Annotated in this window: 12 protein-coding genes and 1 pseudogene; 8 read left to right on the plus strand and 5 right to left on the minus strand. The window is 45.7% G+C overall.

All coding sequences use genetic code 11. From position 1 onward, the window contains the following. Positions 1 to 11 precede the first annotated feature (11 nt). On the minus strand, positions 12 to 1769 hold the full coding sequence (gene ggt, locus ACVA6Q_RS18075) for a gamma-glutamyltransferase (RefSeq protein ID WP_446648439.1): 1758 nt from the start codon (positions 1767 to 1769) through the stop codon (positions 12 to 14). Between the two features lie 252 nt (positions 1770 to 2021). Between ggt and ACVA6Q_RS18080 the strand changes: the two genes are divergently transcribed. Beyond that, on the plus strand, positions 2022 to 3842 hold the full coding sequence (locus ACVA6Q_RS18080) for a PhoX family protein (RefSeq protein WP_446648531.1): 1821 nt from the start codon (positions 2022 to 2024) through the stop codon (positions 3840 to 3842). A gap of 97 nt (positions 3843 to 3939) precedes the next feature. On the opposite strand, the gene ACVA6Q_RS18085 is transcribed toward ACVA6Q_RS18080, so the two are convergent. After that, complete coding sequence (locus ACVA6Q_RS18085; protein ID WP_446648440.1) at positions 3940 to 6450, minus strand: ATP-binding protein; 2511 nt, start codon at positions 6448 to 6450, stop codon at positions 3940 to 3942. Between the two features lie 244 nt (positions 6451 to 6694). Between ACVA6Q_RS18085 and ACVA6Q_RS18090 the strand changes: the two genes are divergently transcribed. Next, positions 6695 to 8338, plus strand: a complete 1644-nt coding sequence (locus tag ACVA6Q_RS18090; RefSeq protein WP_446648441.1) for a methyl-accepting chemotaxis protein — start codon at positions 6695 to 6697, stop codon at positions 8336 to 8338. Positions 8339 to 8952: 614 nt separating this feature from the next. Here ACVA6Q_RS18090 and ACVA6Q_RS18095 read toward each other — a convergent pair. Further along, positions 8953 to 10111, minus strand: a pseudogene (locus ACVA6Q_RS18095) (IS3 family transposase). A 1010-nt stretch (positions 10112 to 11121) separates the two neighbouring features. Here ACVA6Q_RS18095 and ACVA6Q_RS18100 point away from each other — a divergent pair. The 6 genes from ACVA6Q_RS18100 to ACVA6Q_RS18125 all read left to right on the plus strand — a co-directional run bounded on the left by ACVA6Q_RS18100 (position 11122) and on the right by ACVA6Q_RS18125 (position 17819). Next, positions 11122 to 11862: an SDR family oxidoreductase gene (locus ACVA6Q_RS18100; RefSeq protein ID WP_112460850.1), complete on the plus strand. Its 741-nt coding sequence runs from the start codon at positions 11122 to 11124 to the stop codon at positions 11860 to 11862. An 18-nt stretch (positions 11863 to 11880) separates the two neighbouring features. Beyond that, positions 11881 to 13086 (plus strand): acetyl-CoA C-acetyltransferase, encoded by a 1206-nt coding sequence (locus tag ACVA6Q_RS18105; protein ID WP_446648442.1) that lies wholly within the window; start codon positions 11881 to 11883, stop codon positions 13084 to 13086. 78 nt (positions 13087 to 13164) lie between these two features. Then, entirely contained in the window at positions 13165 to 13512 is a 348-nt protein-coding gene (locus ACVA6Q_RS18110) for a phasin family protein (RefSeq protein WP_446648443.1), read from the plus strand. A 98-nt stretch (positions 13513 to 13610) separates the two neighbouring features. Next, on the plus strand, positions 13611 to 15437 hold the full coding sequence (phaC, locus tag ACVA6Q_RS18115; protein WP_446648444.1) for a class I poly(R)-hydroxyalkanoic acid synthase: 1827 nt from the start codon (positions 13611 to 13613) through the stop codon (positions 15435 to 15437). 119 nt (positions 15438 to 15556) lie between these two features. Further along, positions 15557 to 16174, plus strand: a complete 618-nt coding sequence (locus ACVA6Q_RS18120; protein WP_446648445.1) for an FKBP-type peptidyl-prolyl cis-trans isomerase N-terminal domain-containing protein — start codon at positions 15557 to 15559, stop codon at positions 16172 to 16174. A 343-nt stretch (positions 16175 to 16517) separates the two neighbouring features. Beyond that, positions 16518 to 17819, plus strand: coding sequence for a dicarboxylate/amino acid:cation symporter (locus ACVA6Q_RS18125; protein ID WP_042499845.1), 1302 nt, complete (start codon positions 16518 to 16520; stop codon positions 17817 to 17819). 84 nt (positions 17820 to 17903) lie between these two features. On the opposite strand, the gene ACVA6Q_RS18130 is transcribed toward ACVA6Q_RS18125, so the two are convergent. After that, entirely contained in the window at positions 17904 to 19043 is a 1140-nt protein-coding gene (locus ACVA6Q_RS18130; protein ID WP_446648446.1) for an ABC transporter permease, read from the minus strand. Further along, the gene (locus ACVA6Q_RS18135) at positions 19040 to 20185 is read right to left on the minus strand and encodes an ABC transporter permease (protein WP_446648532.1); all 1146 of its coding nucleotides are present in this window, start codon (positions 20183 to 20185) and stop codon (positions 19040 to 19042) included. Before ACVA6Q_RS18135 ends, ACVA6Q_RS18130 begins: the two co-directional genes overlap by 4 nt. Positions 20186 to 20218 lie beyond the last annotated feature (33 nt).

A 20218-nucleotide genomic window follows, 5' to 3' on the forward strand; every position in this document is an offset into this window, starting at 1 on the left:
ACGCTCATACATCATTTCCCGACAGCGATACCTTCTCTTCGCGGATCGGCCGCTCCTTCAAGTCCCTCAGAAGTAATCCTAATTGCGTGCAAACCTGAGTTGAGTTCACGAGCTTTCACTTTAAAGCCCATCTTCTCAAACTGCTGTGCGTACTCTGCCAGCGGTGTATTGACTTCAATATCCATTTCACCAAATCGATTGATCATTCTCGGTTGGTCTATCGCTTCTTGAATAGTCATCCCCCAATCTAAATGCGCTATCAGAGTTTGAGCGACATAGCCTATGATGCGGCTTCCGCCCGGTGACCCAATGGCCATGTAGGGCTTTCCTTGCTCCATAACAATAGTGGGTGCCATTGATGAGCGAGGTCGTTTGTTAGGCTCTACGCGATTGGCAACGGGTTTGCCGTTGCTTTCGGCCACGAATGAAAAATCGGTAAGTTCATTGTTGAGCAGAAAACCGCTAGCCATGACTCGTGAACCAAACACATTCTCGATGGAAGATGTCATCGATACTACATTGCCTTCGCTATCGACCACATTAAAGTGAGTCGTTGAAGGTAGCTCAAGACTTTGATCGGCCGAAAGGCTGCTTGTATTAACAGAAGGTGGAGTACCGGCTGCCACTGATCCCAACGCACGGTTTGGTGTAATGAGTTCGCTGCGTAAGCGCATATAGTTGGAATCAAGTAAGCCCGCTACAGGCACATCAACAAAATCACTGTCCGCCATAAATAAACCACGGTCAGCAAAGGCGAGCCTTGAAGCGTCGGCTAAAATCTGCCAACTCACCGGGTTGTCACTGCCGAGTTTATCGAGCTTATGTGGTTCGGTGAGCATCATAATTTGCCCGAGTGTCAGTGCGCCGCTACTTGGTGGACCCATTCCACAAATATCGAACTGCCTATAAGGTGCACAGACTGCGCTGCGCTCAGCAACTTGATAACGAGTTAGATCGTCGAGCGTTAACAGCCCAGGGTTGGTTTTCGACTGACTTTTAACGGCATTGACCATAGATTCGGCCACGGCGCCTTTGTAGAAGCCATCACTACCTTTAGCCGCCATGAGTCGCAGAGTTTCTGCATATTGTGGGTTCTTGAGTAGCGTGCCTTCCATTTTCGGTGAGCCGTCACTTTGCAAGAAATAGCGAGCAGTATCAGGATGCTTGCCAAGAAAGGTAACATCATTTGCTATCAGTTTGGCGAGTCGGGCACTAATCACGAAGCCTTGTTCTGCTTGCTCTGCAATAGGTTCGATGATTTGTTTCCAATCCAACTTACCGTATTTCTGATGTACGTCCCAGAGTAGTTTTACAGTGCCAGGCGTGCCCACCGAGCGACCACCAACGACGGCGTCAAAAAAGCCCTTCGGTTTGGCATCTTCGCCAATAAATAGATCGCCATCGACGGCAGCTGGCGCCGTTTCTCGGCCATCATAAGTAGTTAACTTTGATTGTTTGCTATCCCAATACACCAAAAAAGACCCGCCACCAATGCCGCTCGATTGAGGCTCAACAAGACCGAGCATAAGTTGAATGGCGACCATCGCATCAATGGCGTTGCCACCTTGTTCAAGCACCTTAGCACCTGCATTAGTTGCTGTGGGGTTCGCGGCTGTCACCATCCAATCTTGACTGACGACGAGTGATTTCTTGTCTAAACCAGTGGCGATTTCTGGAGCAAATGCATCTGTGGCTTGAGAATTTGCGAAGGCCGAGAGGGAGGTGAATAAAGTCACAAGGGGGACAAGCTGCTTTAGCTGATGCGCCATACACTATCCTTATAAATGTGGAATTTTGACTGAATGCTTAAGGTATAAAAATACGTTACTGACATCTATTTGCCAACGAAATGTAACGCGTTTGTCATGACTCTGGATCATTATTGTGCGTAAATTATTACAGTAACTTACCAGTTACGAAGTTTAGTATAAAAGGAAGTCAACGTGAGCCAATTTAATTACGACGATGATCAGCGTCCACTCGATCAAGAACCAGAATTTAATAAGTTTGTCGATGCAGCGATGTCGCGCCGAGGTTTTCTAAAAGGGACTGGAGCGGCTGCCACCGTTGGTTTTTTTGCTGCTACGCCTTTAAGTCAAGCGGTAGCAAGTGTAAAACCAGCGTCGTCTGCTTTGATAGGTTTTGATGCTATTCCGATTTCGACTTCAGACGCTGTCACGGTTCCAGAAGGTTACCAAGCGAACGTGCTTATTTCATGGGGCGATGCGATTAAAAATGGCGCGCCTGCCTTCAGTCAGAACAATGACTCCAAAGCACAAGAAATGCAGTTTGGTGACAACAATGATGGCATGACATTTTTCTTAATTGACAATGATCGCGCAGTGTTGGTGGTCAATAACGAGTACACCAATAACGAATATTTGTATCCTCACCAAGGTAAAAGTATTACTGCCGATGATGCTCGCAAAGCGCAAGCAGCACACGGCGTATCTGTCATTGAACTTAAAAAGAACTTTGGTCAGTGGCAAGTAAACCTAGACGGGCGCCTTAACCGACGCGTGACCGCGTATACCGAGATGGAAATGACAGGCGTTGCCGCGGGTCATGACTTACTAAAGACAAGCGCAGACAAATCAGGCAAGAAGATTCTAGGTACATTTAACAACTGTGCCAATGGCCAAACGCCTTGGGGCACATACCTTACATGTGAAGAAAACTTCAATGGTTACTTTGCCGATACTAAAGGTACAGAGCTTGGTGAAAGCTATGCACGTTATGGGCTAAACAAGAAAGATCGTGGCTACGATTGGTACAAGCACGATGCTCGTTTTGACATGGGTAAAGAGCCAAATGAACCTCACCGTCACGGTTGGGTTGTTGAAATTGATCCGATGAACCCTAACTCGACACCGAAAAAACGCAGTGCACTAGGTCGATTTAAGCATGAAAATGCGGCGCTAACGGTCAACGATGATGGCCATGTTGTGGTTTATCTAGGTGATGATGAACGCGGCGAGCACCTATACAAGTTCGTTTCTAAGAATAAGTATGTTGAAGGTGCAGAATCGAATCGTGACCTATTGGAAGAAGGCACATTGTATGTTGCTAAGTTTGAAGGCACGCAAGGTGAACTCAAAGGCAAAGGTCAGTGGCTTGAGCTGACTTGGGGCAAGAATGGCTTAACACCAGAGAATGGCTTTCCAGATGCGGCGTCGGTGATGATTTTCGCTCGTATGGCTGCAACGCAAGTTGGTGCGACGACAATGGATCGCCCAGAGTGGGTAACCGTCCACCCTGACAATCAGTCAGTGTTCTGTACACTTACCAACAACAAATATCGTGGTGTTAAAGAGTCGCAGCCGATCAATGCGGTTAACCCGCGTGAAAAAAATCCTTATGGGCATATTGTCCGCTGGAACCCTACAGCAGGGAATCATACGTCAGATACCTTTGAGTGGGACATTTACGTGATTGCGGGTAATCCAGAAGTCCACAAGTCTGGCTTGATGGCAGGCACGGACAACATCAACAAAGACAACATGTTTAACAGCCCAGACGGCATTGGTTTTGATAAATCAGGTCGTTTGTGGATACAAACAGATGGTAAGTACTCAAACAAAGGTGACTTTGCAGGTATGGGTAACAACCAAATGTTGTGTAGCGATCCAGCGACGGGCGAAATCCGCCGTTTCTTAACCGGGCCTATTGCGTGTGAGATCACTGGCTTGACCTTCTCGCCCGACTACAAAACCATGTTTGTTGGCGTTCAGCACCCAGGTGAAGATCTAGCACCTTCGCATTTCCCTGAAGGTGGGAATGCAGTGCCGCGTTCATCGGTGGTGATGATTACACGTAAAGATGGTGGCGTGATTGGTGCCTAGTGACCTACTAGTAAACGGCAAGGGAGGCGATGATCGCCTCCCTTTTTAGTTTTAACGATTGTGCCTACTTTAGGTATTCAAGCATCTTAATTAAGTTTTAAGAGGCTTGAATACGAGCATCGAGCTTTTCCATAAGGATATCGCGCTTAAATGGTTTAGGCAGATAGTCATCCATACCACTGTCGTAACATCGTTTAATGTCATCGTCGAGTACGGATGCGGTAAGTGCGATGATGTGAGTCTGTTTAATTCCCTCACTCTTTTCATAATCTCGAATGGCTTTCGTTGCTTCAAAACCGTCCAGTACAGGCATCATGCAATCCATAAGGATAAGGCCAATAGAGTCGTGTTGATGCTGATAAATATCGACGGCTTCTTGTCCATTATTAGCAATGACAAAGTCAATAGAGAGCTTTTTCAAATTAAGGCTGACAATTTGCTGATTCACCTTATTATCTTCAACCACCAAAATTTTGAAGTGGCGTCTGTTTAGCTCTTCATTGTTTTCTGTTGATGTGTCAGCCGCTGAAGTGTTATCACTCTCGGCGGCGGAAGTAACAACGGCTGTACTACCATCATAAGCGTTGTCGCTGGTAGATATGTTAGAACTAACGTTTTCCCTGGAATTGGCGGCAATCTGTTGAAGCGTGTTCATCATCCTTTTACCGAAAAGTGGGGCGGTCAGGTAGCCATCGACGTTGATATCTGAGTTTTCTTGCCCTTGCTTATTATCACGCAGCAATACTAAACGACAAGGGGCACCTGCTTTTTGTAACCCAGCAATATGTTGTGCGTCATCTGAAATAATGATGGTTGTTGTGCTGAGATGGAAGAGTTCGTCGCCTACATCGGAGAGTTGAATTAAGTTACAACCAAAGCGTTGTAACTCGTTAGTAAGTAAGGAGCTCGGCTTTTGAGAAACATAGGCGATGCTCAAGCTATCTTCGTTTTTAACTTCATGGTCATCACGCTTGAAAGTTAATGTGAAATTAAACTGGCTACCAGAACCTTTCTTAGATTGAAGCTCAATCTCGCCGCCCATCATCTCAACTATTTTTGCACAGATGGCGAGACCCAGACCGGTTCCACCATAGTGCTTAGACGTATCTGCATCTTCTTGCTTGAACTCTTCGAATACGTGGCGCTGCTTTTCTAGGTCAATACCAATGCCAGTGTCCTTGACGCTAAAACCGATAGAGACCTCAGTGTCACTGGATTGAATGGCTTTTAACGCAAAGGAGATGCTCCCAGTATCGGTAAACTTGATTGCGTTGGATGCAAGATTCATCAGGGTCTGACGCACCTTTTGCTCATCCGCTTGAACGTAATCAGGCACGTTTGGGTCTATGTCGATAATGATATCCAGTGACTTTTGCTGCGCTTTGGGAGCGATAAGAGCGGCAGTATCATAAATAGTTTCTTTAATGGCTGTGGTGTGAGGGCAAATCTCAAGGTGCCCAGATTCAATTTTGGATAGATCGAGAATGTCATTAATCAACATCAACAGAGTTTGTGAAGACGCGTTAATGGTCTCTAGGTAGTCCTTTTGGCTAGCGGATAACTTAGTATCAGAAAGTATCTCTGTCATTCCCAATATGCCGTTAAGCGGAGTGCGAATTTCATGGGACATATTGGCAAGAAAGGCGCTCTTCGCCTTGCTAGCTTGCGCTTCGTCCTTACGTGCTTGGATGAGTTGCTTCTCAAGTGTGGTCACTCGTTGGGTAACACTGAGAAGGACTAGGATAATAGCGGCGACCAAAGCAATCGCCGACAAGATGCGATAGGATTCATAGTCGCTGAGCTTGGCCGTAATTAATGGCGGTAAATCATTAAACAAGCTATCGAGTGATTGCTCCAACTGGTGGATGGTGGCTCTTAATTCACCAAGCTCGCCTTGCTGATGTGTGTAGCCAAACTCTTCATAGGCACTTTGCAACGCGTAAAATGCGAGTTTGAATTCTTGAAATTGGCTGAAGGTTTCAAAGCCTAGCTGTTCTTGAGTAATCGCTTGCTGAAGCTGTGCGAGATTGCGATCGATGCGCGGTAAAATGCTAGGGTCAAGATCGCTGAAGAACTGATACATAAGGTCTTTAGTGACAAGTGCTATCTGGTCGACGTTATTTGAATTGGCGCGAATGAGCGCGTGTTCGAGCGCAAGAACCTTATCTTTAAAATGCGTAATCAGACCTTGTCCTTGGTCTGCGCCATGAATGACTACCACTAACTCTCCGAGTTTGAAAAATCGTTGGGTATACGCGTCTACATTGGCGAGTGCTTGTTGTCCGTTGTAATCAATGTTGATGCCAGATTCCATCACTCCTGTATTGATTTGTCCAATTTGGGACAGAATGCTTTGGTACTCAGACTCCATTTTTTCGACATATTGATTTTCAACTCGCGCAATAAAGTCCTTCTCATGACGGCGCATCATAAGCATTGAGTTTGCCGCTTTTAGTACATCTTTTTGGAGCTCGATGAGTTGCTGTTTGGTTTGATCAAATGAGCGTTCGATGTAGAAGAAAATTGCGAGCAGCACCATAATGGCGCAACCACCTGATATTAGAATCTTTCGTAGGGATTGAGAGGTGTCTGAACGACGGTCTGGCATAACCCAACATCCTTGTAATAACCGCAAACAGGTTTCAGTTTAGCGCATTGTAGGGTGTAACGAAAATGAAACATTCAATGAGAGCTATTTATAAATCAGACGGTTAGTTGTCGGACTATCCTTATGTTTTCATAAATAAGTGCGACTAATCTAACATAGGGCACGCTATGTTCTAAAGGGTGTCGATTTTTAGGCGATAACAGAGAAAGAAAAATAAAGTTAAGTCTAATAATTGGAGTAATGTATGCAATGGTTTGATAATACCAGCCTAAGGCTAAAAATGTTGTTGCCCGTGCTGTTAATGGCGGTGATATTCAGTGGTCTCGCAGTTTACAACGTGTTGTTGTTTAACAAGCAAGCCGCAATAAATGATCAGCTCAACGACCAGATCACCCCAGTCATGAACTCGTTAGAAGATGCTTATCGTGACTACTACCAAGTTGTGGGCGCAAGTTATGCGATGCTAGTAGCTAATGGCGACCCTGTTGAGTTTGATAAGCAAAAGTTCGAATTTGAAGATAATGCTTACAACGCAGTGCCAAGGGTTGAAATTGTTCAGCAGCTTATCGATCAAGGTATTCTTGATTCACGTTTCCAGCCGTACTTGGACACGCTGCTGAGCAACACTAGGCAGTTTGTTGCCGGCTATGAAGCGATGTTTGCTGATCATGAGCAGTCTATGGCAGCTTTCTCTCAAGATAAAGGTCGATTGGTAGACTTGTTCACGACTATGCGAAGTGACTTGAAAGTCATTCTTGATGAAATGGAGAGGCTCCAAGATCAAGCTCGCGTTGATAGCGATAAAGCGGTCAAAGAAGCTGAATTTGCTATTGAAGTGGGTACACTAGTGGCGATTGTGATTGCACTGGCACTGGCCGCTTGGGTGACGCGTTTGATCGTGAGCCCAATCCAGCGTCTTGAGCAATCAATGGCTGATATAGCCTCAGGCGAAGGCGACCTGACACGTCGTGTTGATGTGACTTCCTTTGATGAAATCGGCCGATTGGGTCAGTCATTTAACCTGTTTGTAGGCAAAATTCAAACTACCGTGACGGAGGTCATTGAGTCTACCTCGCAAGTCAGACAACAAACTCAAGATTTAATTAAGCTAGCGTCTGAAATCACCGAATCTTCTCAATCTCAGCAGCAAGAAAGTGACATGGTGGCGACTGCCATTGACGAAATGCGTGTGACCAGTGAGAACGTCAGTCAAAATGCTCAAGAAGCCGCACAGGCGACGGACAGAAGCTCTGAAGAAGCCGCTGTGGCGAATCAGGGTATAGGTGATACGGTAACTTCTATTCAAGGGCTAGCAACAGAAATTTCTGCTGCTGAAGAAAGTGTTCAACGACTGAATCAAGATGTGACCAATATTGTCTCTGTGCTTGATGTTATCCGTGGTATTGCCGAACAAACCAACTTGCTTGCGCTTAACGCTGCAATCGAAGCTGCACGTGCAGGTGAACAGGGACGTGGGTTTGCGGTAGTAGCTGACGAAGTTCGCTCTTTGGCGAGTAAAACTCAAGAAAGCACCGGTGATATTCAAACTATGATTGAGCGGCTTCAAGAAGGTACCAGCGTTGTGGTTCATGCCATGGAATCCAGCCGTTCAACGAGCGAGAAAACAATTTCATTGGTACAAAGCGCGTCGACTGCTCTAAGCGAGATCTCAAGCTCAGTAGGCATTATCAACGAGATGAACACGCACATTGCCACGGCGGCATCGCAACAAACTTCGGTAAGTGGTGAGCTAAACGCGAGTATTCAGAAAATCGCTGAAGATAGCCACAAAATGGCAGAGATTATTAAGCGTGCGGAAGCGTCTTGTGTTGGCCTCGAGCAGCGTTGCCAGAGTTTGGATGATGTGGTGGGGCAGTTTAGGGTTTAGAAAGGATGCGTAGCGAGCTCGTAGTGTTCTCCCCCTTTATAACGGGGCGCGTAGCCGGGGGAGTTAGAGGGGGTGCTCTTAGGCTCTTTTTTCTTTTTGTATTAGTGGTTTAAGAGAAGAAGAGCACCCCTCCCAGCCTCCCCTTATAAAGGGGAGGAGTTAAAGGGCTCGCTGCGCGTCGCTCGATTGAGGGCTCAATATTCAACATCCTTCTCACCCCTCCCTATCGACGCGGTAAACAAATCACCATGGCTTCCGGCGCCTTCATATAACCCCCGATTAAAACTTCTGTTCGTGTAAAGAAAAGCTGCTTTGTATAACCATAGAGTGGTTAGACTATCAATAACACGGAAACATTTTGATTTGGTATGGAACAACGTTGTCAGAGCTTGGAATGGAGTGGAGTGGTGGGGTAGTTTAGGGTTTAGAAAGGACGTATTGGGACGTTTAATTGAAACATAGGGCGATGCGTAGCGAGCCAAGTAGTTCTCCCCCTTTATAACGGGGCGCGTAGCCGGGGGAGCTAGAGGGGGGGCTCTTATGCTCTTTTTTATTAGTGGGTTAAGAGAAAAATAGCACCCCTCCCGGCCTCCCCTTATAAAGGGGTGTAGTGGTCAACAAATTCCGGACACTAACTTAAGCCGATTTTCGGCAGTAACTGGTGACAGCCCATCATTTGCTTGATGAGGCCGTTGCCTATTGTAGTAATCCATCAAGTAATAGCTGATATCCTTCTTTGCCTGAGTTTGGGTCAAGTACCCAGTAGCTGGTATCCATTCGGTTTTCAGGCTTCTAAATAGCCTCTCCATAGGAGCATTATCCCAGCAGTTACCTCGACGACTCATGCTCTGAGTTATGCGATATCGCCAAAGCCTTTGACGGTACTTTAGGCTACTGTATTGGCTTCCTTGGTCTGAGTGGAACATCACGTTGCTAGGTCGTCCTCGTTGTTCCCAAGCCATATCCAAAGCTTTGCAAGTCAACTCTGCATTGGGTTTGTCTGATAGCGCCCAACCCACTACTCGGCGGCTAAATAAGTCGAGTACAACAGCCAGATAGCTCCACTTTGAACCGGACCAGATGTAAGTAATATCGCCACACCAAACTTCATTTGGAGTGGAAACGGAGAACTCACGCTTCAACCTATTGGGGATATCTGGTCGCTCTAGCTTAGCCTGCTTATAGCGATGCGAGCCTGGTTGTTTGCTTATCAGCTCGGCTTCTTGCATAAGCTTGCGTACTTTGAAGCGTCCGACATCGAAGCCCTCAGACTGCAGCATAGAAGCAAGAGTCCGACTACCAGCAGTGCCACGAGTCATGTTAAAGAGCTGCTTAACTCGGCTGGCTAACCGAATGCGATTGGCATCCGGCTTTCGTTGTTTAAACTCGTAGTAGCAGGAAGACGCGACATCGAACAGCTCACAAAGAACTTTGACCGGTTCATGCTCCCTCAACTGGTCAATTAGCGAGAACGTTCGAGTTCGACCGACATTAAGAGAGCTGTAGCTTTTTTTAGTATGGATTTTTCTCTTTCTAAGCGATTAATCCTAGCTTCTAGCTCTTGGATCTTCTGCTGTTCTGGTGTCAGAGCTTTAGCCGTTGGCGTTTCTCCGCCACGCTCAATCTTTAGTTGATCGACCCAGCGTCGTAAGGCCGATCACCGATATCTAAGGAGCGTGCCGCCTCAGAAATTGAGTAACCTTGATCAAGAACTAAGCTTGCGGCATCTACCTTGAACTCAGGAGAAAATGTACGTCGTTGTCGTTTTGTCATTGAACACCTCATTTATGGTGGAGACTTTACCACCTAATTTGGTGTCCGGAATCATTAAACCACTACACCCGCAAGAGGTTTACTTGGAGTGTCCAGCTGGGAGCATCATGATTTTCAATGCTCATACTTGGCATGGAGGCACCATAAACCATGTCGGTACTAGAAGACGGGTGCTACACGGCCTTTATGTCTCACGTGACGGCATTCAACAGCAAGATCAAAAGAAATGGTTGCTACCGCATACAGCACTATGACTCAATCAAGCTCAAATGCGTTTGTTGGACATTTAGTGACCATCGGTCACAACTACTATCTGTGGTTCTCCAAAAGAATTGGTTATCTACCTTGACGTGTAGATGGCCAATCTCTGTACATATTTGTAATTGCGACTATCCTCTAAAGTTTCCTCTCTGATTGACCTTGCCTTTTGTGGGTGAATTTGCTCACGTTATTTTGCAAAGCACCACAATGAGACGTATTGCGACTTGTTATGGGGCGGGTGTTATTTTTATGTTAATCAATGTTGCGATTGTGTGATGTATTAAATTATTGGCTCTATTTTAATACTGTGGCATTTCAGGGGGTTAATAAAATTGCCTGATAGTTAGCATTCAAAAATACGCTATTATGTTGATACTTAATTCACAAGTGAGTGCACTTTTTTAGTGCGCATTTGATTGTTAGAATTTATTTATAGAAGTGTCAATTAAATAAATTAATGCGCCAAATCAGTGGGTTGTGTTGTTGTGGATGATTTTAATGTTTGTTTACATTGTTTGTTGTCAGTTACATTATTATTTGTGATAGCGATCAACTTTATGGCGTGTTACTTAAATATTCGATGGTGAAATATTAAGATTCCTTTAAGTTTATATTTAAAACTTAAATCGTAATAAAAGCTGTGTAATTTCAATAATAAAAGTCAGCTAAGTAAAAAAGCGTACTAAGTCGTCTTATTTATAATTTTAAAAAATAGCTAATAAAGCTAGTTGCTAGGAATGGAGTCACCAATGAAAAAACTCGCAATAATTACGGGATCAAAAGGCGGAATTGGTTCTGCTATCTCTTCGAAACTTGTTCAACAAGATTATCGTCTCATTGCAACGTACAGCACAGGGAACTATGAGTGTGCTAAGCGCTGGTTTGATGAAAAAGGCTTTACAGAAGATCAGGTTCGTTTGTTCGAACTCGATGTGACGAATACCGAGGAGTGCAAGGAAAAGCTAGGATTGCTGCAACAAGAAGAAGGTACTTTTGACCTTGTTGTAAACAATGCCGGTATTACTCGCGATGGCCAGTTCAAAAAAATGACCTCAGACAGCTGGTTTGATGTCATCAATACCAACCTAAATAGCGTGTTTAACGTTACCCAACCTCTCTTTGCGGCCATGTGCGAAAAAGGTAATGGTCGTGTCATTAACATTTCATCTGTCAACGGACAAAAAGGTCAGTTTGGTCAGACCAACTATGCCGCAGCAAAAGCGGGCATGATTGGTTTTACTAAAGCTTTGGCTGCAGAAGGTGCTCGTTCTGGTGTGACCGCGAATGTTGTGGCTCCTGGTTATACAGGTACTCCTATGGTTGAAGCTATGCGTGAAGAAGTATTGGATTCAATTAAGAGTACTATTCCATTAAAGCGTTTAGCTAAACCAGAAGAAATTGCCGCATCAGTTGCTTATTTGGCAAGTGAAGAAGCGGGTTATATTACGGGTGAAACAATCGCTATTAATGGCGGCTTATACATGGCGTAAGGCTAATAAGGGATAACAATGGAAAAAGTATTTATAGTTGCAGCAAAACGAACTGCAATTGGTAGTTTTGGCGGTACCCTTAAAAATATATCAGCAGGTGACTTAGCGGCGGCGGCAATAAAAGGCGCGCTGGAGTCAACCGCGATATCAGTCGAAGACATTGATGAAGTTATTGTTGGTAATGTGGTCAGTGCAAATCAAGGAATGGGCATTGGTCGTCAAGCTTCAATTAAAGCAGGTATTCCGGCACAAGTTCCAGCTTATACGTTAAATATGGTGTGCGGCAGTGGAATGAAAACCTTAATGGATGCTGCTTCTCATATTAAAACTGGTGAAGCCGATGTGGTTGTTGCGGCGGGTGTTGAAGTGATGTCACAAATACCTTTTGCGATGCCGCCGACAGCGCGCAGTGGTCACAAAATGGGTGACATGACTGCAAAAGACCTGTTGGTCTCGGATGGTTTGACGGATGTTTTCAATGCTTATCACATGGGTGTGACGGCAGAGAACATCGCAAAGCAAGTCGATATATCACGCGATGATCAAGACGCTTATGCGCTAAGCAGTCAGCAAAAAGCAGTCGCAGCTATCGAAGCGGGTAAGTTTGAACAAGAGATTGTCCCTGTAGAAGTCAAAGTCCGTCGTAATGTGGTTGAGTTTGCTACGGATGAGTATCCAAAATTGGATGCAACAATGGAAGGTCTTGCCAAGCTAAGACCTGCATTTGACCGTGAAGGGTCAGTGACCGCTGGCAATGCATCTGGGATCAATGATGGTGCAAGTGCTCTGGTTGTAGCGTCAGAATCTGCGGTAAATCGTTTGGGTTTGACACCACTTTGCGAGCTGGTGGCAAGTGCCCAAACGGGGCTGGATCCTCAAGTGATGGGCTTAGGTCCGGTGCAAGCTGTGACCAGTGCATTAGCCAAAGCAGAGCTAACGATTTCTGATGTGAATGTGTTTGAGCTAAACGAAGCATTTGCGGCGCAAGCCCTTGGTGTTATTCGTAATTTAGCCTCTGAACATGGCGTATCTGCTGAGTCAATTTTGCAACGTGCAAACCCGAATGGGGGCGCGATTGCGTTAGGGCATCCTCTGGGTGCTTCAGGTAACCGCATCATCGTGACTTTGATTCACGAGATGCTAAGAGAAAACAAAGATCTAGGTGTCGCCTCTTTATGTATTGGTGGTGGCATGGGAACTGCAGTCGTTGTTAAGCGCTGTTAATTGTGTTGTCGGAAGCCCAATTTACTGGGATAGATTTGATTTAGAAACTGGAATGTATATTTCTTAGGAGAAATGATTATGTACACGGATATTTTCAAAGTAATCAACGAGCAGTCTGAAAAAACGTTTGAACCTTACGTGAAGTTCAACAAGCTCATGACGAAAAATGTTGAAACACTCACTGAACTTCAATTGAATGCTATGCGCGCATACAGCGAGTTGGGTGTTAGCCAAATGAAAGCTGCAACAGAAATTAAAGATGTTTCATCTCTAGCGGTTTTCAACAGCCAGCAACTGAGCACGATGTCTCGTCTGTCACAACAAATGATGGATGACAGCAACAAGCTTCAGCAAGTAGCAAAAGAGTTCAAAGAAGACCTAGAAACTATCACTACTGACGCTGTTAAAGCGAGCACACCTGCTTAATATCAGTTTTAGGTAGATTCAGTACCTATATAGATAGAGGGTTGCGGGGGCACTCGTTCCCGCAACCTTTTTTTGTTTCCAAGAAAAGGGTTTTAGCTATGTTCCAAAACTTCTTTTCGGACTACCTTGTGAAACTGCAGGAGAGCAACCAGCAATGGTGGAAAGACTTCGAGCAAGGCAAGGCAGCCGTAAATAGCCCTCTGACAAAAGCGATGCAGGAACTCAATGCTGAGGACACTGCAGAGTTTATGGACAAGGCATCCAAGCAACCCGCCGCTATGTTGGATATGCAAACCAAGTGGTGGATGCAGCAACTCGAAATATGGCAGCGTGTCGCGCTGCAATCCAGTAAAGAACAAGTTGTTGACGTTGAAAAAGGCGATCGTCGATTCCAAGACGACGCGTGGAAAGAAGAAGCGTTTTACAACTTCATCAAACAGTCTTACGTTTTATTCAGTAAAACGTACCTCGACACTATCAACTCCGTTGAAGGTGTGGACGAGAAAATCAAAGAGCGTCTCACGTTCTTCTCCCGTCAAACTTTAAACGCACTATCGCCAACCAACTTTATCGCAACCAACCCAGAGCTTCTAAAGCTTACGCTTGAGCAAAACGGTGAAAACTTGCTTGCAGGTTTACAGCAGTTTCAGGAAGACATGGAAGCGAGCGCGGATGTACTGAAAATTCGCATGACGAATACAGAAGCGTTCCAGGTTGGTGAGCATGTCGCGAACACGTCTGGAGATGTGGTATTTAAAAATGAGTTGTTTGAGCTTATTCAATACCGCCCGCTGACTGAAAAGGTGAATGCAACACCGCTACTGATCGTTCCGCCGTTCATTAATAAGTATTACATCCTCGATCTTCGTGAGAAAAACTCGATGGTGAAATGGCTTCTAGAGCAAGGTCATTCGGTGTTTATGATGTCTTGGCGAAACCCTGGTCCATCACAAGCTAAAGTAGAATTTGGCGACTATGTGACGGAAGGGGTTGTCAAAGCGGTAGCGGCGATTGAGTCGATTACAGGTAAAGATCAGATCAATGCTGCGGGCTACTGTATTGGTGGCACGGTGTTGGCGTCTACCGTGGCTTACTATGCCGCTAAACGTATGAAGAAGCGCATTGTATCAGCGTCTTTCTTTACGACGTTACTAGACTTCAGCCAGCCTGGTGAAGTCGGTGCCTACATCAACGATACTATTATTCGTGCGATAGAACTTCAGAATAATTCTCTGGGTTACATGGACGGCCGCTCATTGAGTGTGACCTTCAGTCTACTGCGTGAGAACAGTTTGTATTGGAATTACTACGTTGATAACTACCTCAAGGGAAATAGCCCGGTCGATTTTGATTTGTTGTACTGGAACAGTGATAGTACGAACGTTGCCGCAGCGACGCATAACTTCTTATTACGTCAACTGTACTTAGAGAACAAGTTGATTGCAGACAAAGGGGTTAAAATTGGCGGTGTTTGGATTGACCTAGATAAGATTCGTATTCCAAGCTATTTCATCTCTACAAAAGAAGACCATATTGCTCTGTGGCAAGGCACGTATCGCGGTGCTTTGAAAATGGGTGGCAACAAGACCTTTGTGCTTGGTGAGTCAGGGCATATCGCCGGTATCGTTAACCATCCCAAAAAAGAGAAGTATGGCTTTTGGACAAACTCAACGCTGGATGAGTCAGCGGAAGAGTGGATTAATAATGCCGATCATCACAAAGGGTCTTGGTGGTTACACTGGAATGAGTGGCTTGCTCAATACATTCCAGAAGAACAAGTTGACCCATTCCCAGTAGGCAATGAAGACTATCCAGTTCTGGGCGCGGCACCAGGTGAATACGTTGCTCAAACCCTGCCAATCATCGAGTCCATTGATGTGAATGAGCAAACCGAGTCAGGTGCGTCTGAATCTCAAACAGCGTAAATCATTAAGGGTCCATTGTGGCCCTTAGCTTTTCTGATGAGGTCGAGTATCCGTAACATACTTTTCTTTTCTGGGTTGATACGTATCATAACCCCATAACCAGAATCCAAGAGGTTGTTATGGAAATCGAAACACTAGAACAAAAAGTAAGCTATATCTACGGCCGAGAAATTGCTAAAGAGCTTGCTCAAAAATCATTTCCAAAAATGAACATCAAGATCATTCAAGAAGCGATCATGGAATCGTTTATGCAAAAGCCATGGCCTTTCGATCCTAGTGAAGCGGAAGTACTGAAAAAGGAAATGGAAGAGCAACGCAAACGTGCACAAGCTGAGCATCTTGAGAAAAAACAACAGTTTGAAGCAACGTTTTTTGAGCGTAACGCCGCCCGTGAACAAGTGGCGACGCACAGCTCTGGCATCCAAATTGAGATCATTGATGAGGGTGGAGAGCGACACGAATCTGATCCTAGCAGCCAGTTCCTGATTCGTCATAAAACGTGGCTTTTGAATGGTCAGCAGGTGGATGGGTCAGCTCATCTTCCTGAGCCGATGAGTGTCATGCTGCATCAAGCGCCTGTTGCGTGGATTGTCGCACTCAAAGAAATGCCATTTGGAGCGACTTGGCGCCTTTACGTACCCGCGCATCTTGCGTACCAAGAAGACGCTCACCCGACGGTTCCAGCGGAAACTGCGGTTATCTTTGATATCAAGTTAGAGTCGATAAAGGCACAATAGTATAAACGTCTATGTAGCTAACAAGGCCAGCATTTAATGCTGGCCTTTTCGTTTCGGCTGACATTCAATTTTGACATAATCTTTAGTTATAAATAAAACTTATCTGAAGATGAAAAGAATATAATGCTCAATAAGTTATCAAAAGTTGTATTTTAACTTATTGTGTGACCATTTTGTGGGTTTTATGTTGGTTATGGCTTGCGTTCTATAACAAGTTTGGTGATCTGTGTCACGTCGTGTGATCGGAAAACAAATTTGTGATTCTAATCGCCTAAAGGGTACTGCTAATCTGCTCCGGCTTTTGATGTCTCCATCAACAAGCAATATAAAAAAAGGAGTAATTATGACTAATGCCAAGAAACCAATGTCACTGACGAGTCGCGTGATTATCGGTATGGTTGCAGGTATTTTGACGGGCTTCGCTATTCGAGGTCTATTTGCTGAGAACGGATTTGTAGACGCTTACATTGTAAACGGCCTTTTTGAGGTTGGTGGTCAAGTCTTTATCGCCAGCTTGAAAATGCTCGTTGTTCCACTGGTTTTCGTATCGCTTGTATGCGGCACCAGCTCTCTTAAAGATGTCACCACTCTAGGCCGTTTAGGTGGAAAGACAGTTCTATTCTACGTCGCTACCACAGCAGTTGCCATTACACTGGCACTGACTATGGGCACAGTATTCCAGCCAGGTGCAGGTGCTGACCTAACTGCAGCAAGTTCATTTGCAGCGACAGAAGCGCCATCGCTGGGTCAAGTCATCATCGATATGTTCCCAACGAACCCAATCAGCGCAATGGCTGAAGGTAAGACCCTTCAAGTTATCGTGTTTGCCGTGCTATTCGGTATCGCGATCAGTGCAGCTGGTGAGCCAGGTGAGCGCATTGCTGCGACATTCCGCGATCTGAATGACGTTATCATGAAGCTTGTTGCGCTATTGATGAATATCGCCCCATACGGTGTGTTCTTCCTGATGGCAAAACTGTTCACAGGTCTTGGCTTGGGTGCCATCTTAAACCTAGCTGAGTACTTCCTAGTGCTTACAGCGACGCTATTGCTACACGGCCTAGTTACCTACAGCGTGATGCTTAAGTCTTTCACTGGACTAAGCCCAATCACCTTCCTTAAGAAGATGGAAGATGCGGTGATGTTTGCGTTCTCGACCGCATCATCAAACGCAACCATCCCTGTGACGATGGAAACTGCGCAAAACCGTTTGGGTGTAGACAATAAAGTATCGTCTTTCACCATTCCTCTTGGCGCGACCATCAACATGGATGGTACGGCTATCATGCAAGGTGTTGCGACTGCATTTATTGCTCAGGCATTCAACATCGATCTAACTATGGGTGATTACCTGACAGTGATTCTAACGGCAACGCTAGCATCAATCGGTACTGCAGGTGTCCCTGGCGTAGGTCTTATCATGCTAGCTATGGTACTTAACCAAGTCGGTCTGCCGCTTGAAGGTATTGCACTAATCATGGGTGTTGACCGTCTACTTGATATGATTCGTACTGCTGTAAATATCACTGGTGACAGTGCAGTAACTTGTATTGTTGCTAAGTCAGAAGGTGCATTGGATCTTGAGAAATTCAATGACCCAGCTGCAGGTGAGAAAGAAGAAAAAGTGGAGTTGGCGCGTAGCTAAGCTTCTAAATCAATAAGCTATAATAATCAAAAAGGGGTCAGTGCTTAATGCGCTAACCCCTTTTGTTTTTTGTAGTGTCCTAGCTTACCCAGCAGGTTGGCTACGATACTTGCTAAAGCAATAAGTAGCGAGTGCCCCCCAAACGGCCGTAAGCAGCCACAGATGATTCCAATGCTCTCGAATCTGGTACCATTCGGCACCCATTTGATTTAGCTTCAAAAAGCCACTGATAGCAGCCTGAGTAGGGAATAACGCTGCAAACCACTGCATCGGTACAGGTAACATTTCTACTGGCCATATAAAGCCCGCAGAGAAGATAAGAGGCATCGAGCTGATGAGTACCAGCACGGTAACCAGCTCTCGCCTTGGCGTGATGGCACCAAGAAATATGCCGATAAAGCAAGACGTCAAAAAGAACGGTAGCATCAACGTCAGCATTTCAAACGGGTTGGCGAGCTTACTGATCCCGTACATATCGAAGCTGGCACCGAAATAAAACATACCAAGCAAGTAATAGATAGCGGTGAGCACTAAAGTTCGCACTAAGACGACGCTCAATACAGGGCGTAGGCTCCAATATCCTTTACCTTGGCGCTGTGTACCGCCAACCAAACCCGATGCCATAGCCAGTGTTTGTTGAAGAATTAGGACAAATACCGCAGGCACGACGTAATCGACATATCCCATCCGAGGGTTGAACGTGGGCTTAGAATTCAGCTTAGTTGCCGAATATTGCTCACTAGCCAGTTCGAGCGGCACACCATCAATAAGTAATTTAGAGACCTTAGCTTTGGCGGCCAACGTACCGCCGGCTTGTGCCAAACCTTCAACAACCGTCCCGTAAACTAGGAAGAGTGACGCGTCACCAGCGTAGGCCAGCACAGGGCTTTTACCGAGCATCAAATTTTTATAAAAGTGCTCGGGGATCACCAAAAAGCCAGTAATTTCACCTTTTAGAAAGGCCTGTTTAGCGGCTTCTATTGTGTAGTCACGCTGGACGACATGGACGTTCGGAGTAGCGTCTACCATTCTCTCAAGTTGGAAGCTGGTTTGGCTTTGATCGAGGTTGACCACTGAGATAGGCTGCTCACGCGGCGTTTGGTGGCTGTAAGGAAGCGGGTATAGGAACGAGTAAAAAATCACGCCGCCGAACACAGTCAACACCACGACTGGATTGGTTAAAATAGCGCGAAGCTCGAGTTTGATGTGCTCCAGTAATGTCATGCTGACAACTCCTTACTGAGATGCTTTTTGATCAGTAACACGGTAAGCGCAAGGGGTAGTGCATACCCCAACATTGGAGCCAAATGCACCAGTGATTGAGCCGCGTGTACGCCGTAACTTGCTTGGCTTACTTGAACCTCAATATAGTGACTGATTGGGAGAAGCTCCCGCCAGAACAGCGCCAGTGGACTCATATTGGTGGCAGGAAAAGTGATACCCATAAAAGCAAAACTCGGGGCGGTAAACGCACCCGCAAAGCTCATCGCACGAGCCGCATCACAGGTAAGGAAAAAGAACAGCGCGCCCATGATCATGCAAGCAACCGTTGTGACCAATTGCGCGATGATGAGCACTATCCAGCTTCCTTCCATCGGCCAGCCAATGATGTCATAGAACCAAATCAAGAAGGCAAACCCGAGTGTAGAGAACCAAACAAAGTAGGGCATCAGTGTCGCTGCAAGGTGACGAACCAGTTTGGTTTCGCCAAGCCAAGGTTTAATTCCGGCGACTCGATAGTTGGCACTGAGCACTAATACCGTAAAGGAGACTATAGCGATTTGCCAAATGGCTGGCACAATTGCCGTCACTAAGAACTGAGCGTAGTTCGTGCCTTTATTGAACAGCGGCGTGATTTGCGTTCTTACTGAAACGGCTTTACCCACTGCAGCGGCGCTAGTGGTATTGCCTTTGGCAAGCGCTTTAACCACTTCGACCTGTGCGTTGAATGTCCCTTGCGCCTGCAGTGCGGCAGAATTAATTAGCCGACCAACCAAGATATATTGACTGTTATAAAACAGCGTTACTTGCGGCGGCATAGATTTCATTACCGACTTATCAAAGCCATGGGGAATGTACAAAATGGCGTAGATATCGCCGTCTATCATTGCTGTCTTGGCTTGGCCTATGTCGCTGTATTGATGATCGACGCTTAACATAGACGTCGCGTCATAATTACGGACAAGTCTTTGTGACAATGTACTTTGGCTAAGGTCGACAACGCCAATAGGAAGGCTATGTGCTATCCCTTGAGAGAATATCCAGTAGATGGATAAACACAAAACGATGGGCAGCCAAGTGAGGCACGACAATAACCATTTGTCGTGCCTAAGTAGATGCCACTGACTCCGAAAGTGGCTTTTCACCAACTTTCGCCTTGTGGTTATCTTCCCTAGAGC

The organism is Vibrio sp. DNB22_10_4 (genome assembly GCF_052879755.1).

Bases quoted from the DNA above. Each gene is read 5' to 3' on its own strand.
- ACVA6Q_RS18090 (WP_446648441.1), top strand. From the start codon at position 6,695: ATGCAATGGTTTGATAATACCAGCCTAAGGCTAAAAATGTTGTTGCCC.
- ACVA6Q_RS18125 (WP_042499845.1), top strand. From the start codon at position 16,518: ATGACTAATGCCAAGAAACCAATGTCACTGACGAGTCGCGTGATTATC.
- ACVA6Q_RS18080 (WP_446648531.1), top strand. From the start codon at position 2,022: ATGTCGCGCCGAGGTTTTCTAAAAGGGACTGGAGCGGCTGCCACCGTT.
- ACVA6Q_RS18085 (WP_446648440.1), bottom strand. From the start codon at position 6,450: ATGCCAGACCGTCGTTCAGACACCTCTCAATCCCTACGAAAGATTCTA.
- ACVA6Q_RS18130 (WP_446648446.1), bottom strand. From the start codon at position 19,043: ATGACATTACTGGAGCACATCAAACTCGAGCTTCGCGCTATTTTAACC.
- ACVA6Q_RS18110 (WP_446648443.1), top strand. From the start codon at position 13,165: ATGTACACGGATATTTTCAAAGTAATCAACGAGCAGTCTGAAAAAACG.
- ACVA6Q_RS18100 (WP_112460850.1), top strand. From the start codon at position 11,122: ATGAAAAAACTCGCAATAATTACGGGATCAAAAGGCGGAATTGGTTCT.
- ACVA6Q_RS18120 (WP_446648445.1), top strand. From the start codon at position 15,557: ATGGAAATCGAAACACTAGAACAAAAAGTAAGCTATATCTACGGCCGA.
- ACVA6Q_RS18105 (WP_446648442.1), top strand. From the start codon at position 11,881: ATGGAAAAAGTATTTATAGTTGCAGCAAAACGAACTGCAATTGGTAGT.
- phaC (WP_446648444.1), top strand. From the start codon at position 13,611: ATGTTCCAAAACTTCTTTTCGGACTACCTTGTGAAACTGCAGGAGAGC.
- ggt (WP_446648439.1), bottom strand. From the start codon at position 1,769: ATGGCGCATCAGCTAAAGCAGCTTGTCCCCCTTGTGACTTTATTCACC.